Genomic DNA, 15,118 nt, shown 5'->3' on the forward strand with positions numbered 1-15,118 from the left:
GATCCGCGAGAAACGTCCGCCGGAACCCTATAAGGGCAAGGGCATCAAGTACGTTGACGAAGTGATCATCCGCAAGGAAGGCAAGGCCGGTAAGGGCAAGAAGTAATTAAAGGAGTGAAAAAGCTATGGTGACAAAGCCTGACAGCAACAAAGCAAGGCTTTTAAGACATCGCAGAGTGCGCGCTAAGATCAGCGGCACCGCGCAGCGTCCGCGCCTCAACGTATTCCGCTCCGCAAAACACATCTACGCCCAGATTATTGATGATGTGAAGGGAGTCACCTTGGTTTCCGCATCTTCTATGGACAAAGATTTTGAAGGTTTTGGCGGTAACAAAGAGGCTGCTAAAAAGGTCGGCATGACCATCGGCAAAAAAGCCATGGAAGCCGGCATTACCGAAGTGGTGTTTGACCGCAGCGGATATATTTATCACGGCCGCATCAAAGAGCTGGCCGACGGCGCTCGCGAGAGCGGACTGAAATTCTAGGGAGGAGGATACTTTTGGCTAGAATCGACGGATCTACACTTGAACTCACTGAAAGAGTTGTATCCATCAACCGTGTATCCAAAACCGTAAAAGGCGGCCGTATTTTCAAATTCGCCGCCCTGGTAGTAGTCGGAGACGGCAACGGCATCGTAGGCTTTGGCATTGGCAAAGCTTCCGAGGTCCCGGATGCAATTCGTAAGGGAATCGAGGACGCTAAAAAGAACCTCATCAAAGTTTCCCTGAAAGGCACAACCATTCCTCACGAGATCATCGGCGTATTCGGCGCCGGCCGCGTTCTGATGAAACCGGCTGCCCCTGGTACCGGTGTAATCGCTGGCGGCGCGGTCCGTGCAGTCCTTGAGACCGCCGGTATCCGTGATATCCGTACAAAATGCCTGCGCTCCAATAACCCCTGCAACGTGGTGAGCGCGACCATGAACGGTCTGGCCTCCCTGCGCGACGCAGAGCAAGTCGCAGCAATCCGGGGCAAGACTGTCAAAGAAATCTTAGGTTAAGGGAGGGGATTACAATGGCAAACCTGAAAATCAAGCTTACAAAAAGCTTTGCGGGGAAAAAGGACGACCAGATCGCCACAGCCAAATCCCTGGGCCTTCGCAAAATCGGTGCACAGGTGATTCAGCCTGATAATGCAGCAACAAGAGGGAAAGTCGCCAAGATCTCCCACATGGTTGAGGTAGAAGAGGCGTAAGGCTTCCCCATCAATTGATGAGTAATGCAGGCAGAAAGCCTAACAAGGAGGTGCGAACACGATGAAATTGCACGAGCTATCTCCGGCACCTGGTTCCGTAAAGGATGTTAAGCGCAAAGGCAGAGGTGCTGGTTCTGGAAACGGCAAAACAGCCGGCAAAGGCCACAAAGGCCAGAATGCACGTTCCGGCGGCGGCGTCAGACCCGGATTTGAAGGCGGTCAGATGCCTCTGCAGAGACGTATCCCCAAGAGAGGCTTCAATAACATCTTCGCGAAAAAGTATGCAGCCATCAATGTTTCCGCCCTGGAGCGGTTTGAGGACGGCGCTACTGTAGACGAGAAAGCAATCATTGAGGCTGGAATTCTGAAAAAACCCCTGGATGGCATTAAAATCCTGGGAAATGGTGAACTCACCAAAAAGCTGACAGTAAGCGTCGCTGCCTTCTCTGCTTCCGCAAAGCAGAAAATTGAAGCGGCGGGCGGAAAGGCTGAGGTGAAGTAGAGTGTTTGAAACCCTGAAAAATGCGTGGAAAATCGCTGATTTGAGGAAAAAGATTCTATTTACCCTGTTTATCCTGCTTCTGTTCAGAATCGGCTCTGCCATCCCGGTTCCTTTCCTGGATCCCTCTGGGATGAAAGAGATGCTCAGCCAGAGCGGTAACCTGCTGGGTTATCTGGATGTTCTGACCGGTGGTGCTTTGGGCAACGCGACCATCTTCGCTATGTCCATTACCCCCTACATTACATCCTCCATCGTAATCCAGCTGCTGACCATCGCCATTCCGGCCCTGGAAAGAATGGCCAAGGAAGGCGAGGACGGCCGGAAGAAGATCAACAAGATCACCCGGTATACCACTGTGGGTCTTGCGCTGATCCAGGCTATCGCTTATTATCTCATGCTGAGGAACACTTCTGGTGTTGTCCAGTACACCACTGGCTTCTCCGGATGGTTTGCAGCGATTGTCATTGTTGCCTGCTTTACCGCTGGTACGGCTCTGATCGTCTGGTTGGGTGAGCAGATCAACGAAAAAGGAATCGGCAACGGTATCTCCATGATCCTCTTTGCCGGTATCCTCTCCCGCTTCCCGTCGGTTATCGCCACCTTTATCGCCTACTTCCAGCTGGCGGCAATCGGCCAGACCCAGTATTACTTCCTGGTTCCCCTGGTCGTCGTCATCTTCCTGGTGGTCATCGCCTTCATTGTGCTGATGACCAATGCGGAGCGGAGAATCCCGGTACAGTACGCGAAGCGTGTGGTGGGCCGGAAACAGTATGGCGGCCAGTCCAGCCATATTCCTATCAAGGTCAATATGTCCGGCGTTATGCCCATCATCTTTGCCAGCTCCTTGCTGTCCATCCCGGGCACCATCAAGGCATTTGTTGACCCGAGCGAAACCGGCTTCTGGGGCAAATTCCTGGGCGCGTTTGATTACAATACAGCAGTTTACGCTATCATCTACTTCCTGCTGATTATTGCTTTCAACTACTTTTATGTTTCTGTCCAGTATAACCCCATTGAAATTTCCAACAATATCCGCAAAAACAACGGAACGGTTCCCGGTATTCGGCCTGGAAAACCCACTTCCGACTTTATTGGGAAAATTATCAGCAAGATTACCTTCATCGGTGCGATTTTCCTGGCCCTTGTGGCTATCCTGCCCATCGCCTTTGGCGCAGTCAGCGGCATGAATATCGCACTGGGCGGTACAACGGTCCTGATTATCGTTGGTGTTGCAATTGACACCATGAGACAGATGGAATCCCAGATGATGATGCGTCACTACAAGGGCTTCCTTGAATAGTAGATTAAAGGAGGATATGGTTATGAAGCTGATTCTTCTCGGCGCACCCGGCGCCGGCAAAGGCACACAGGCTGAGGTGATCTGTGATCACCTGCATATTCCGGCTATCAGTACCGGAAACATCATCCGTGAAGCACTGAAGAATGAAACCGAGATGGGGCTGAAGGCCAAATCCTATATGGAAGCCGGCACTCTGGTCCCCGACGATGTAGTCATCGGCATTATCCAGGAGCGCCTGGCTAAAGATGACTGCAAGGATGGATTCATTCTGGATGGCTTCCCCCGCACCGTTGTCCAGGCACAGGCACTGGATGACATGGGTGTGGAAATCGACAGAGTCATCAACATCGAAGTGTCCGATGAAGACATCGAAAAGAGACTGTCCGGCCGCCGTGTCTGCGAGAGCTGCGGCACTTCCTATCATCTGCTTTACAAGGCTCCCAAGAACGAAGGACTGTGCGACCGCTGCGGCGGAAAGCTCATCACCCGCAAAGACGATCAGCCCGAAACCATTCGTGACCGGTTGAAAGTTTATCATGAGCAGACCGAGCCTCTGAAGGACTTTTATGCTCAGAAGGGTAAGCTGCGCACTGTCATCGGCCAGGAAGAGGTCGCGGACACAACAAAACTTACTTTGAAAGCCCTGGAGGATTAACCATGATTGTGCTGAAGACGGCGAGAGAGCTCGAACTCATGCGGGAGGCGGGCAGAATCTCTGCGATGGCACTGAAGGTGGCCGGGGAGCATATCAAACCCGGCGTATCCACCAAAGACATCGACACTGTGGTGCACGATTATATCGTGTCCGAAGGTGCGGTGCCGTCCTTCTTGGGATATGGTGGTTTTCCAGGCAGCGCATGTATCTCAGTCAATAATGAGGTTATTCATGGCATCCCGAAAAAGACCAAAGTGATCCAATCCGGCGACATCGTCAGTGTAGATGTGGGCGCCTGCATCCATGGTTTCCATGGAGACAACGCCTACACCTTCCCGGTGGGAGAGATCAGCCCAGAAGCTCAAAGGCTGCTGGACGTCACCCGCCAGAGCCTGGAGATTGGCGTCAAGGCAGCCGTGGCGGGCAACCGCATCGGGGATATCGGCCATGCGGTTCAGACCTATGTGGAAGAAAACGGAATGGCGGTTGTCAAGAAGTTTGTCGGCCACGGCGTAGGAGAAAATCTGCATGAATCCCCGGATGTTCCCAACTACGGCCGGGCCGGACGGGGCGCCCGTCTGGTACCTGGTATGACGATCGCTATTGAGCCCATGGTGAACGCTACCGGAGAAAACGTCAAAGTGCTGGCAGACGGCTGGACAACGGTAACCACAAGCGGCAGCTTGTCGGCCCATTTTGAATACACCATTGCGATCACAGAAAATGGTCCTGTGGTGCTGACCCGTCCATAAGCGGGAGGGACAAAATGGAAATAGCAAAAGGCTGCGTCGTGAAATCCGTGGCGGGCCATGACGGCGGTCGGTTTTATGTAGTTCTTTCCCTAACAGATGGCTTCGCGGTCATCGCCGATGGGAAGGAACGGAAGCTGGAACGGCCCAAACGTAAAAACCTTCGCCATCTGCGGCCGACCAACACTGTCCTGGACGTGGAAACACTGACAACCAACAACAAATTGAGGCGCGCTCTCCGGGAGTTTAACGGCCCCCTGGACGCTCCCGTTAATGAGGAGCTGTGAGCGGCCCGTCACCTGCGAGGGAGGTATTTGCTTGTCGAAAGACGATGTAATCGAGATTGAGGGTACCGTGCTGGAAGCCCTGCCCAACGCCACATTCCAGGTGGAGCTTCAAAACGGTCATAAAATTCTGGCCCATATCTCAGGCAAACTGCGGATGAACTTTATCCGCATCCTGCCCGGGGATAAGGTGACGGTCGAGATGTCACCCTACGACCTCACCAAGGGACGCATCACATGGCGTTCTAAATAGCCCCACCGGGCCGGTAACAAGGAGGTATTTCAAATGAAAGTCAGACCTTCCGTGAAACCTATTTGCGAGAAGTGCAAAGTCATTAAGCGCAAAGGGCGTGTAATGGTTATTTGCGTAAACCCCAAGCATAAACAGCGCCAGGGCTAAGCTCTGGATAGAGAGCATCCTGCGGTAGGGAGAGATTCCCGCAAAGCCGCAATCAGGTACTTTCAACGAAAAGTATAGAAGGAGGTGCAACAGTTATATGGCACGTATAGCTGGTGTTGACCTGCCCAGAGAGAAGCGGGTCGAGATTGGCCTTACCTACATCTATGGTATCGGCCGCAAAAAAGCTCAGGACATTATCCAGGCGACAGGCGTCAATCCGGACACAAGGGTGAGAGATCTCAGCGAGGATGACGTTTCCAAACTGCGTGAGTACATCGACCACAATGTGCAGGTGGAAGGTGATCTGCGCCGTGAGGTCGCACTGAACATCAAGAGACTGGTAGAAATCGGATGCTATCGCGGTGTTCGTCATAGAAAGGGCCTGCCCGTTAGAGGCCAGCGCTCCAAGACCAACGCAAGAACCCGCAAGGGACCGAAGAAGACCATCGCCAACAAGAAAAAGTAACTAGGGAGGGATAAGAGAGATGGCAAAAGCAACAGCGAAAAAGGCCACTCGCCGGCGTCGTGAACGCAAAAACATCGAACGTGGCGCCGCACATATCCAGTCCACCTTTAACAATACCATTGTTACCATCACCGACACACAGGGCAACGCCCTTTCGTGGGCAAGTGCAGGCGGACTCGGATTCAGAGGTTCCAGAAAATCTACTCCGTTCGCAGCACAGACCGCAGCAGAGACCGCTGCAAAAGCCGCTATGGAACATGGTCTGAAAACGGTGGAAGTATATGTCAAAGGCCCGGGCTCCGGCCGTGAGGCTGCAATCCGTGCCCTGCAGGCAGCAGGACTGGAAGTTAACATGATTAAAGACGTAACTCCGATTCCCCACAATGGCTGCCGCCCGCCCAAGAGACGGCGTGTATAGCACCAAAGGTGCAGGAGAATCCGCGGCCTGACGCCATGCAGGCCCAGGGCGGGAGATCCCCCGCGGATTCGTATTTATCAGGAGGTGTAACCATATGGCAAGATATACTGGAGCAGTTTGCAGACAGTGCCGTCGCGAGGGCCAGAAGCTCTTCCTGAAAGGGGAGAGATGCTACTCCGATAAGTGTGGACTTGTCCGCAGAAGCTATGCTCCCGGCCAGCACGGCCAGGGCCGTAAGAAGAACTCTGAGTACGGCCTGCAGCTGCGCGAGAAGCAGAAAGCAAGACGCTTTTATGGTGTTCTGGAAGGCCAGTTTAGAAAATACTTCGAGATGGCGGAACGTAAACAGGGCGTGACCGGTGAAAACCTGCTCCGCATCCTGGAGAGCCGTATCGACAACGTGGTATACCGCTGCGGATTTGCCTCTTCTAGAAAAGAAGGCAGACAGCTGGTCCGTCACGGCCATTTCACCGTCAACGGCAAGAAGGTAAACATTCCTTCTTATCTGCTCAAGGCTGGCGATGTGATCGCGATCGCCGGTGCAAGCAAGAATTCCGACAAGATCAAAGCGGTTGTGGAAGCGAACTCCGCCAAACCGGTTCCCAAATGGCTGGATGTCGATCGTCAGAACCTGCAGGCAACTGTCGCTGAGCTGCCGAACCGTGAGGACATTGACCTTGAGGTTGAGGAGCATCTCATCGTCGAGCTTTACTCTAAGTAATGCACGACACATCGGCAAAGGAAGGCGAAAAACACGGGTCCATTTTGGGCCTGTCCGACTAGGAGGGTTATGAATGATTGAAATTGAGAAGCCAAGAATTGAGACGGCGGATATGAAGTCCGACGGGACTTATGGTAAATTTATCGTTGAGCCTCTCGAGCGTGGCTTTGGTACAACGTTAGGTAACAGCCTACGGCGTGTGCTGCTCTCCTCGCTTCCTGGTGTTGCCGTCACATCTGTCAAGATTGACGGTATTCAACATGAATTTTCAACGATTCCCGGAGTGAAAGAGGACGTCACCGAGATTATCCTCAATATCAAAGGGCTGACAGCCAAGCTTTACAGCGATGGCCCGAAGGTTGTCTGCATTGAGGCGGAGGGCGAGTGCGAAGTCACCGCCGGTTCTATCAAGGCGGACAGCGAGGTTGAAATTCTTGACCCGAGTATGCATATTGCTTCTCTGGGAGCTGGCGCAAAGCTCTACATGGAAATTACGCTGGATAAAGGCCGTGGCTATGTTGCCGCTGAGCGGAACAAGCAGACGCTGCAGACGGCCATTGGCGTGATCCCGGTGGACAGCATCTATACGCCGGTATTAAAGGTCAACTATGCCGTGGAAAATACCCGTGTCGGCCAGATTACCGACTACGACAAACTGACAATCGAGGTATGGACTGACGGAACTATTTCCGCAAAAGAGGCCGTATCCCTCGCAGCCAAGGTCCTCAACGAGCATCTCAACCTGTTCGTTGACCTCTCCGATGAAGTCTATCGCACCGAGATTATGGTGGAGAAAGACGACAACGGCAAAGAGAAGGTCCTTGAGATGACCATTGAAGAACTTGACCTGTCTGTGCGTTCCTTCAACTGCCTCAAGCGCGCAGGCATCAACACGGTAGAAGACCTGATCAATAAATCTGAGGAAGACATGATGAAAGTGAGAAACCTCGGCAGGAAGAGTCTTGAAGAGGTGATCAGCAAGCTCAACTCCCTGGGCTTTAATCTGAGCAAGGAAGAGGAATAGCTTGCAAACAACCAGGTAAAGGAGTGAATTTCGATGCCAGGTACAAGGAAACTCGGCAGATCCTCTGATCATAGAAAGGCAATGCTGCGTGCCATGGTAACCTATCTGCTGGAAAAAGGCAAGATTGAGACCACTGTCACCAGAGCCAAAGAGGTTCGGTCTATGGCTGAGAAAATGATTACAACCGCGAAACAAGACAATCTCCACTCCAAACGTCAGGTCTATTCCTTCATCACGAAGGAAAGCGTGGCCAAAAAGGTGTTTGACGAGATTGCCCCCAACTATAAAGAGAAAAACGGCGGCTATACAAGAATTGTCAAGATTGGCCCCCGCCGCGGAGACGCTGCGGAGATGGCGATCATCGAATTGGTGTAATCATAGATCGTTTAAAGCGGCAGGAAGTAAAACTTCCTGCCGCTTTTTGCTGCCCACTTAACAGGACGGACAAAGCTTATAAAAGGCGATTCGCTAAAGAACTTGACAGCCTGAAACGATAGGAAACCCAAAAAGCCCTCCCCCAGGCCGGGGGAGGGCTTTTGAAAAGGTCTGAAAAATTTATTTCGAGCTTTATCCCGGCTTGCGGGCATATTTAAAGTGGATCTGTCCTGAGAAGGGGGAGAAGCTGATGTCGGTGACATCCTCGCCCATGGCGTAGCTGGAGGTCTGATAGTAGAGCGGTACGACCACACAGTCGTCCAATAAAACTTGCTCCGCCTGCGCGAAGGAGGAGGCTTTGGTGGTGATATCGGTGCTTTCCAAAGCGGCGTTCAGAGCCTCAGAAAAGGCTGTGCTGTTATATCCATAGTAATTACTTCCCGATTCAGCTAAAAAGTTGTTGAGCAGAGATTCAGGAGCATCATAGGTGGCTTTCAGAGGGATCAGGGCGATGTCAAAATCCCCACTTTCCACCTTGGCCATGACCTCATCCTGGGGCAGTGGCTCGATATTGATATAAGCGGACAGATTGGTCTGCCAATTGCCCTGCATTAAGCTGAGAGCCAGATGATGGGGATCGGAGTCAGGATAGATAATGGTGGTTTTCTCCAGCTTTTCCAACCCCAACTCCGCCAATCCCGTATTGAAAAACTGCTTGGCGGTTTCCGGATCATAGTCATACATAAGATCTTCACCGGCAACAGAGCGGTAGGAGCGGTCCAGCATGTTGACCGCCTCGGGCACCAGCGCCTGGGCATAGGACATATAGCTGGGCAGAATTTCAATATAAGACTGCCGGTCCATGGCGTAGGAGAGCCCTTTGCGGATGTTGGCGTTCTGGAAAACTTCGTTATTGCCGTTAAAAGCCAGCACCCAGACGGTGTCCTCAAAGCTGTCATAGGATAGCCCCTGCTCAGCCACGGTATCCAGCTCGTCGGCAGTGACGGGCATGGCGTCAATCTCACCGTCCAACAGGCGGTCCAGATCCAGCCCATCCTCCTGGATATAGAAGGCGATGCCGCCGGCAATGGTTTCCTTTTCGGAGACATATTCCGGGTTCCGCCGCATAGAGACATACTCGCCATGGGACCATTTACGGATGTAAAACGGCCCGTTGTAGAGCAGCATATCAGCGTCCAGTCCATAGCGCCCCTTGGTGGAGAGGAAAAACTCCTCATTGCAGGGCATGGCAGCCGAAGAAGCCATCAAGGTGGGAAAATAGGGGTTGGGATAGTCCAAAGTGATCTGTAAGGTGTGACTGTCCAAGGCCGTTACTCCCAGCTCCTCCACCCCAGTGGCGCCCTGATAGATGGACTGGGCATTTTTGATGCAGAAAAAGGAGCTGGCGTGTGGGGAGAGGGTGGCAGGATCCACCAAACGTTGGAAGGCAAAGACAAAATCCTCTGCCGTCACCGGGGTACCGTCGGACCATTTGGCGTCCTGGCGCAGATAAAAGGTATAGATAAGGTCATCGTCAGAGACTTCGTAGCGCTCAGCCACACCCTGGGCAATTTGATTGTCCTCATCCACAGTGAGCAGCCCTTCAAAACTGTTCTGGATGACCAGCATGGATTCGTGATCGTTGGCAAGCTGGGGATCCAGGTTGGTGGGCTCTGACGTAATATCGTAGCGGAGAATCTGCCCGTCCGTCCCGCTGTGGGAACAGCCTGTAAAAAACAGGGAGACAGCCAGAGCGGCCAGCAGAAGAAAAGCGGTTATTTTTTTCAGCACAGTGATTCTTCTCCTATAAAAACATCGCCGGCAGCGATGGGAATTTCAGTGATTACGTTAAGTGTAGCATGGTTGCCATGGTGATTCAATAAAAACGAAAAAATTTCAAAGAATCTTAAAAATACCTGGGAAAATAGCCACATATTCAGTATATGTCAAGGTGAAAGCCGCAATTCGTTTATCAATAAACAAGGGAGGGCAATGCCCTCCCTTGAAGAATATCTTATGTGCCTGTCCATGCTACTGCGCCCCAAAATCGTGGAGAATGATTTCCTCCCCCGCAAGGGTGGCGGCAACATCAATGGCCCGCTGATTTTTGCTCCCCCGGAAAGGAGCGTCCAGGGTGCGAAGCTCCAGAAGAAAGGGGCCATCCATGAGCACATCGCATTGTTCCAGCAGTTTTCTGGCAAAGGGATCCTCTAATTGTAGAATCTGTTCATATGTATACCCAGAGTATATATAGAGATCCAGGCCAAGGGACTTGATTTTTGTGGCCAGCCGGTAAAGCGCTTCACATTGACAGAAGGGCTCCCCTCCGCTGAAGGTAACGCCCTGGAGCAGGGGATTTTTTTGTACCTCCGCCACCAATTTTTCCACATCGCAGTCAAAGCCGCCAGAAAAATCATGGGTTTGGGGGTTGTGGCAGCCGGGACAGTGATGGGGACAGCCCTGGACAAAGACGGTAAAACGCAGACCCGGACCATCCACAATGGATTCTTTGATCACCCCTGCCAGGCGCAGGGTGGTTTTTTCAGCCATAACTTTTCCTCCCAGGGGCAGTTGCCCTTCTTTCGCCGCAAAAGAGATGCCCCCAGATGGGAGCATCTCTTTTTGAATTTATCTTAGATGCTGTAGTGCACTACAATGTCGCCATGGTGACGCCGTGTTTGACCCTGTCTTCTACCTCCGCCCGTTTGGCGTTGTTGAAGCGGTCCAACGTGCCCACCAGATAGCCGGTGATCCGGCGGATGCGCTCGAAGGCAGGACCGTCGGCCTCGGTGCGGTGGCAGTTGGGGCACTCGTCTCCGATGATACCGGTATAGCCGCAGACCGGATCCCGGTCCACCGGATGGTTGATGGAACCGTAACCGATGCCGGATTCCTTCATGCAGCGGATGACCTGCTCAAAGGCCGCCAGGTTCTGGGTGGGATCCCCGTCCATCTCTACATAGCTGATGTGGCCGCCATTGGTCAGATTATGATAGGGGGCCTCCAGCCGGATCTTATCGAAAGCGGAGATGGGGAAGTATACCGGAATATGGAAGGAGTTGGTGTAATATTCCCGGTCAGTGACGCCGGGGATGACGCCGTATTTCTTCCGGTCGATCTTGACAAAACGGCCGGAGAGGCCCTCCGCCGGTGTGGCGATGAGGGAGAAGTTGAGCCCGCTCTTTTTGGTCTCCTGATCCATCCGGGAACGCATATAGCCCACAATTTCCAGACCCAGATTCTGAGCCTCGGCAGATTCACCGTGATGCTTGCCGATGAGGCATTTCAGGCATTCCGCCAGGCCGATAAAGCCCAAGGTCAGGGTGCCGTGTTTGAGGACCTCCTCCACCGAGTCATCGGGGGAAAGCTTGTCGCTGTCCAGCCAGACGCCCTGTCCCATGAGGAAGGGGAAGTTGCGGACCTTTTTCTGGCACTGGAGCTTAAAGCGGTCATAGAGCTGATCGATGACCAGGTCGATTTTCCGGTCCAGATCCTCAAAGAAAATATCCAGGTTGCCGTGGGCCTTGATGGCCAGCCGGGGCAGGTTGATGGAGGTGAAGCTCAGGTTGCCGCGGCCGGCGGTCACCTCCCGGCTGGGATCATAGGCATTGCCCATGACACGGGTGCGGCAGCCCATATAAGCTACCTCTGTGTTGTGATCGCCCTCTTTATAATACTGCAGGTTAAAGGGGGCGTCCAGGAAGGAGAAGTTGGGGAACAGTCTTTTGGCGGATACCCGGCAGGCCAGCTTGAACAGGTCGTAGTTGGGATCCTCCGCGTTGTAGCTGACCCCTTCCTTTACCTTAAAGATGTGGATGGGGAAGATGGGGGTCTCCCCATTGCCCAATCCAGCCTCCTCGGCCAGCAGGATATTTTTGATGACCATCCGTCCCTCGGGGGAGGTGTCGGTGCCGTAGTTGATGGAGCTAAAGGGGATCTGAGCGCCTGCCCGGGAATGCATGGTGTTCAGGTTGTGAACCAATGCCTCCATGGCCTGATAGGTAGCCCGATCGGTCTCCTGAAGGGCATATTTCGCCGCAATTCCCTGGAGGCGGGAAGCGGTCTCCTCGTCGAAATGCTGGAGCAGATAGGCGTGTTCCGCCGCCTTATAGGTGGCGTTCTGAGCAAGGGAGGGGATCAGGCCAGTTTCTTCTTTCAAGGCCTGGATCATTTGCTCGGTGAAGTCCTTGGCGTCCTCCCGGCCGGTGAGCAGCTCGATGGCCTTTGCCATGTTGGCCTTGTAGGCGTGGAGGTAAGATTTTCTCACGCCGCCTGCCATAGCGTAATCAAAATTGGGGATACTCTGTCCTCCGTGCTGGTCATTCTGATTGGACTGGATGGCAATACAGGCCAAAGCGCTGTAGCTGTGGATGGAGTTTGGCTCCCGCAGAAATCCGTGGCCGGTGGAAAATCCCCCTGCAAAGAGCTTTTCCAGATCGATCTGACAGCAGGTGGTGGTCAGGGTCAGGAAGTCCAGATCGTGGATGTGGATATCCCCGTTTTCATGGGCCTGGGAATGCTTGGGATCCAGGATGAACATCTTATAAAACTGCTTGGCGCCCTCAGAGCCATATTTGAGCATGGTGCCCATGGCGGTATCGCCGTCGATATTGGCGTTTTCCCGCTTAATGTCGTTGTCCTTAGCCGCTTGGAAGGTCAAGTCCTCATAGGTCTTCATCAGCCGGGTATTCATCTCCCGTACCCGGGTGCGCTCGGAGCGATAGAGGATAAACTCCTTGGCGGTGCGGGCATGTCCGGTTTCCACCAGGATTTTTTCCACTGCGTCCTGGATTTCTTCCACGCTGGGGGTATGATTTCCCAGCTCATTTTCGATATAATCCACCACCTGGGAGGCGAGAGAAAACGCGGTATCATAGTCGTGTCCGCCGGTGGCCTGGGCGGCTTTAAAGATAGCGTTGGCGATTTTTTCGATGTTGAAGGCCACTTCCCGGCCATCCCGCTTGATGATTTTTGTGAGCATGATCGTTTCCTCCCATATATTCAAATACTATATATTGTGTTTATAAAAATGACAATACCAATTGTATAGTATGCATATGGAAAAGTCAAGGGCAAAGGGGAGGAAAATAGCGACAATGATTCACGATTTTTCCCTCTTATTTTTGTCGTATGGGCAATTTTGCACAATAAATATCCCCCTCCTTCCGCGCTTATACGGCAGGAGGGGGATATTTCCAGAGTACTGTTACACCCGGTAGATCAAATCGGTGTAGGTGGGCAGCGGCCAAGCGTCCTCTGCCACCATGGTTTCCGCCCGGTCACAGCATTCCCGAAGCTGATTCATAGCGGGAATGACCATGTCACAGTAATAGCGGGCGGTTTGATACAGGCTCTTTTCTTCCCCGGCGTTGGCGTTGAGCTCCTCTAGGGCGGAGATACCGGCCTTTATCTTGCCGATAAGGGAGGAAAGATCCCGGACAATATCAGAGACAGGGGCCGGCATTCCTCCGGCCTCCTTGATGAGGGAGGCGTCCTTGGCCATTTCGGCGGCAAAGCGGATGCAGGCGGGCAGGATGGAGCGCCGTGCCATATCCACCATGGTGGCGGCCTCAATGGAGAGGACATGGATATAGTTTTCCAGCATGATGTCGTGGCGGGAGAAGCATTCGGCCCGGCTAAAGATATGATGGCGCTCAAACAAGGCCACATTCTTGTCCGAGATCAAAGCGGGGATGGCGTCGCAGGTGGTGTTTAAGACGGGAAGCCCCCGTTTTTTGGCCCGCTCCACCCATTCCTCGGTGTAGTTGTTGCCGTTGTAGATGATGCGGCTGTGATCCGCTACCACGTCGTGGACGATACGGCGGACCTCTTCATGGACGTCAGAGGCGCTTTGCAGCCGCTGGGCATACCGATCCAAGACATCCGCTACGGCGGTATTTAAAAAGATATTGGCGTAGGCGATGGACTGGGAAGCCCCCACCATACGGAATTCAAATTTGTTGCCGGTGAAGGCAAAGGGGGAGGTACGGTTGCGGTCGGAATCGTCCTGGGGCAGATCAGGCAGGGCGGCAGCGGCGGTGTGAAGCACCAGCCGGGACACCGTATCCGGATTGACGCCGGAGGCGATGGACTGGAGCATGGTGGTCAGCTGTTCCCCTAAAAAGACAGAGACAATGGCGGGCGGAGCCTCAAAGCCGCCCAAACGATGGTCGTTGCCGGCGCTGGCGGCAGAAAGACGGAGCAGATCCCCGTATTCATCCACAGCCTCCAGCACAGCGCTGAGAAAGACCAGGAACACATCGTTCTCCCCCGGGTTTTTACCGGGGCTCAGCAGATTTTTCCCTGTGTCGGTGGAAAGTGACCAGTTGTTGTGCTTACCGGAACCGTTGATATAGTGGAAGGGCTTTTCATGGAGTAGGCAGGCCAGGCCATTTTTCTTGGCCACAGTTTTGCAGGTCTCCATGATGAGCTGGTTGTGATCGCAGGCTACGTTGGCGGATTCAAAAACAGGGGCTAGCTCGTGCTGGGCAGGGGCCACCTCGTTGTGCTTGGTCTTGCTGGTGACGCCCAAACTCCACAGCTCTTCATCCAGGTCATGCATGTATTTGCTCACCCGAAGCCGGATCCGGCCAAAATAGTGGTCGTCCAGCTCCTGGCCCTTGGGAGGACGGGCGCCGAAAAGGGTCCGGCCGCAGAGCTTCAGGTCCAGCCGCCGCTCGTAAAGAGCCCGGTCGATGAGGAAGTATTCCTGCTCCGCGCCCACGGTAGCCATGACCCGTTTGACGTCGCTGACACCCAGCAGCCGCAGGACGGCGATGGCCTTGTCGCTGACCACATCCATAGATTGAAGCAGGGGGGTTTTGGTATCCAGCGCCTCGCCGGTGTAGGAACAGAAGGCGGTGGGGATATAAAGGGTACCGTCCTTGACAAAAGCGGGGGAGGTGGGATCCCAAGCGGTGTAGCCCCGGGCCTCAAAGGTGGCCCGCAGCCCGCCGGAGGGGAAGGAAGAAGCGTCCGGTTCGCCCTTGACCAGGCTTTTTCCCGAAAACTCCAGGATGACCCGGCCGTC

General features: G+C 53.5%; 19 protein-coding genes and 1 pseudogene. 16 read left to right on the forward strand and 4 right to left on the reverse strand.

Features of this window, described 5'->3' with window-relative positions:
• From rplF to rplQ, 16 genes and pseudogenes are all read left to right on the forward strand, one after another.
• A pseudogene (rplF, locus tag ACZ25G_RS05530) lies at positions 1–106 on the forward strand (50S ribosomal protein L6); the annotation flags it as partial.
• Positions 107–125: 19 nt separating this feature from the next.
• Entirely contained in the window at positions 126–485 is a 360-nt protein-coding gene (gene rplR, locus ACZ25G_RS05535; RefSeq protein ID WP_191481388.1) for a 50S ribosomal protein L18, read from the forward strand.
• Positions 486–499: 14 nt separating this feature from the next.
• A complete protein-coding gene (gene rpsE, locus ACZ25G_RS05540) occupies positions 500–1,000 on the forward strand; it encodes a 30S ribosomal protein S5 (RefSeq protein WP_191481389.1) in 501 nt (166 codons plus the stop codon).
• A 14-nt stretch (positions 1,001–1,014) separates the two neighbouring features.
• A complete protein-coding gene (gene rpmD, locus ACZ25G_RS05545) occupies positions 1,015–1,194 on the forward strand; it encodes a 50S ribosomal protein L30 (RefSeq protein ID WP_191481390.1) in 180 nt (59 codons plus the stop codon).
• Between the two features lie 61 nt (positions 1,195–1,255).
• Complete coding sequence (rplO, locus tag ACZ25G_RS05550) at positions 1,256–1,696, forward strand: 50S ribosomal protein L15 (RefSeq protein WP_191481391.1); 441 nt, start codon at positions 1,256–1,258, stop codon at positions 1,694–1,696.
• A 1-nt stretch (position 1,697) separates the two neighbouring features.
• The gene (gene secY / locus ACZ25G_RS05555; protein WP_342681333.1) at positions 1,698–2,996 is read left to right on the forward strand and encodes a preprotein translocase subunit SecY; all 1,299 of its coding nucleotides are present in this window, start codon (positions 1,698–1,700) and stop codon (positions 2,994–2,996) included.
• Between the two features lie 22 nt (positions 2,997–3,018).
• Positions 3,019–3,651 (forward strand): adenylate kinase, encoded by a 633-nt coding sequence (locus ACZ25G_RS05560; protein WP_463681817.1) that lies wholly within the window; start codon positions 3,019–3,021, stop codon positions 3,649–3,651.
• A 2-nt stretch (positions 3,652–3,653) separates the two neighbouring features.
• Positions 3,654–4,403, forward strand: coding sequence for a type I methionyl aminopeptidase (gene map, locus ACZ25G_RS05565; RefSeq protein WP_191481394.1), 750 nt, complete (start codon positions 3,654–3,656; stop codon positions 4,401–4,403).
• A gap of 14 nt (positions 4,404–4,417) precedes the next feature.
• Entirely contained in the window at positions 4,418–4,687 is a 270-nt protein-coding gene (locus ACZ25G_RS05570) for a KOW domain-containing RNA-binding protein (RefSeq protein ID WP_191481395.1), read from the forward strand.
• Between the two features lie 31 nt (positions 4,688–4,718).
• Positions 4,719–4,937 carry a translation initiation factor IF-1 gene (infA, locus tag ACZ25G_RS05575; RefSeq protein ID WP_191481396.1) on the forward strand — a complete coding sequence of 73 codons (219 nt, stop codon included), beginning with the start codon at positions 4,719–4,721 and terminating at the stop codon, positions 4,935–4,937.
• Positions 4,938–4,970: 33 nt separating this feature from the next.
• Positions 4,971–5,084: a 50S ribosomal protein L36 gene (rpmJ, locus tag ACZ25G_RS05580; protein WP_191481397.1), complete on the forward strand. Its 114-nt coding sequence runs from the start codon at positions 4,971–4,973 to the stop codon at positions 5,082–5,084.
• Positions 5,085–5,181: 97 nt separating this feature from the next.
• Positions 5,182–5,550 (forward strand): 30S ribosomal protein S13, encoded by a 369-nt coding sequence (gene rpsM / locus ACZ25G_RS05585; protein WP_191481398.1) that lies wholly within the window; start codon positions 5,182–5,184, stop codon positions 5,548–5,550.
• A gap of 19 nt (positions 5,551–5,569) precedes the next feature.
• Complete coding sequence (gene rpsK, locus ACZ25G_RS05590; RefSeq protein WP_191481399.1) at positions 5,570–5,968, forward strand: 30S ribosomal protein S11; 399 nt, start codon at positions 5,570–5,572, stop codon at positions 5,966–5,968.
• A gap of 94 nt (positions 5,969–6,062) precedes the next feature.
• Complete coding sequence (gene rpsD / locus ACZ25G_RS05595; RefSeq protein ID WP_191481400.1) at positions 6,063–6,689, forward strand: 30S ribosomal protein S4; 627 nt, start codon at positions 6,063–6,065, stop codon at positions 6,687–6,689.
• A gap of 73 nt (positions 6,690–6,762) precedes the next feature.
• Positions 6,763–7,713, forward strand: a complete 951-nt coding sequence (locus ACZ25G_RS05600; protein WP_191481401.1) for a DNA-directed RNA polymerase subunit alpha — start codon at positions 6,763–6,765, stop codon at positions 7,711–7,713.
• Positions 7,714–7,746: 33 nt separating this feature from the next.
• Complete coding sequence (rplQ, locus tag ACZ25G_RS05605; RefSeq protein ID WP_191481402.1) at positions 7,747–8,088, forward strand: 50S ribosomal protein L17; 342 nt, start codon at positions 7,747–7,749, stop codon at positions 8,086–8,088.
• Positions 8,089–8,280: 192 nt separating this feature from the next.
• Here rplQ and ACZ25G_RS05610 read toward each other — a convergent pair whose 3' ends face one another.
• The 4 genes from ACZ25G_RS05610 to ACZ25G_RS05625 form a co-directional block, all read right to left on the reverse strand.
• Positions 8,281–9,879 (reverse strand): peptide ABC transporter substrate-binding protein, encoded by a 1,599-nt coding sequence (locus ACZ25G_RS05610; RefSeq protein WP_463681818.1) that lies wholly within the window; start codon positions 9,877–9,879, stop codon positions 8,281–8,283.
• Positions 9,880–10,119: 240 nt separating this feature from the next.
• Positions 10,120–10,638: an anaerobic ribonucleoside-triphosphate reductase activating protein gene (gene nrdG, locus ACZ25G_RS05615; protein WP_342681336.1), complete on the reverse strand. Its 519-nt coding sequence runs from the start codon at positions 10,636–10,638 to the stop codon at positions 10,120–10,122.
• 100 nt (positions 10,639–10,738) lie between these two features.
• A complete protein-coding gene (locus ACZ25G_RS05620) occupies positions 10,739–13,069 on the reverse strand; it encodes an anaerobic ribonucleoside triphosphate reductase (protein WP_463681819.1) in 2,331 nt (776 codons plus the stop codon).
• A gap of 225 nt (positions 13,070–13,294) precedes the next feature.
• The coding region (locus ACZ25G_RS05625) for a glutamine synthetase III family protein (RefSeq protein WP_463681820.1) at positions 13,295–15,118 on the reverse strand (1,824 nt) is incomplete at its 5' end.

The sequence above is a fragment of the Zongyangia sp. genome, assembly GCF_965361945.1.

Excerpts from the sequence above, each read along its gene's own strand:
- rplR (WP_191481388.1), top strand. The coding sequence starts at position 126 with ATGGTGACAAAGCCTGACAGCAACAAAGCAAGGCTTTTAAGACATCGC.
- rpmD (WP_191481390.1), top strand. The coding sequence starts at position 1,015 with ATGGCAAACCTGAAAATCAAGCTTACAAAAAGCTTTGCGGGGAAAAAG.
- rplO (WP_191481391.1), top strand. The coding sequence starts at position 1,256 with ATGAAATTGCACGAGCTATCTCCGGCACCTGGTTCCGTAAAGGATGTT.
- ACZ25G_RS05560 (WP_463681817.1), top strand. The coding sequence starts at position 3,019 with ATGAAGCTGATTCTTCTCGGCGCACCCGGCGCCGGCAAAGGCACACAG.
- map (WP_191481394.1), top strand. The coding sequence starts at position 3,654 with ATGATTGTGCTGAAGACGGCGAGAGAGCTCGAACTCATGCGGGAGGCG.
- ACZ25G_RS05570 (WP_191481395.1), top strand. The coding sequence starts at position 4,418 with ATGGAAATAGCAAAAGGCTGCGTCGTGAAATCCGTGGCGGGCCATGAC.
- rpmJ (WP_191481397.1), top strand. The coding sequence starts at position 4,971 with ATGAAAGTCAGACCTTCCGTGAAACCTATTTGCGAGAAGTGCAAAGTC.
- rpsM (WP_191481398.1), top strand. The coding sequence starts at position 5,182 with ATGGCACGTATAGCTGGTGTTGACCTGCCCAGAGAGAAGCGGGTCGAG.
- rpsK (WP_191481399.1), top strand. The coding sequence starts at position 5,570 with ATGGCAAAAGCAACAGCGAAAAAGGCCACTCGCCGGCGTCGTGAACGC.
- rpsD (WP_191481400.1), top strand. The coding sequence starts at position 6,063 with ATGGCAAGATATACTGGAGCAGTTTGCAGACAGTGCCGTCGCGAGGGC.
- ACZ25G_RS05600 (WP_191481401.1), top strand. The coding sequence starts at position 6,763 with ATGATTGAAATTGAGAAGCCAAGAATTGAGACGGCGGATATGAAGTCC.
- rplQ (WP_191481402.1), top strand. The coding sequence starts at position 7,747 with ATGCCAGGTACAAGGAAACTCGGCAGATCCTCTGATCATAGAAAGGCA.
- nrdG (WP_342681336.1), bottom strand. The coding sequence starts at position 10,638 with ATGGCTGAAAAAACCACCCTGCGCCTGGCAGGGGTGATCAAAGAATCC.
- ACZ25G_RS05620 (WP_463681819.1), bottom strand. The coding sequence starts at position 13,069 with ATGCTCACAAAAATCATCAAGCGGGATGGCCGGGAAGTGGCCTTCAAC.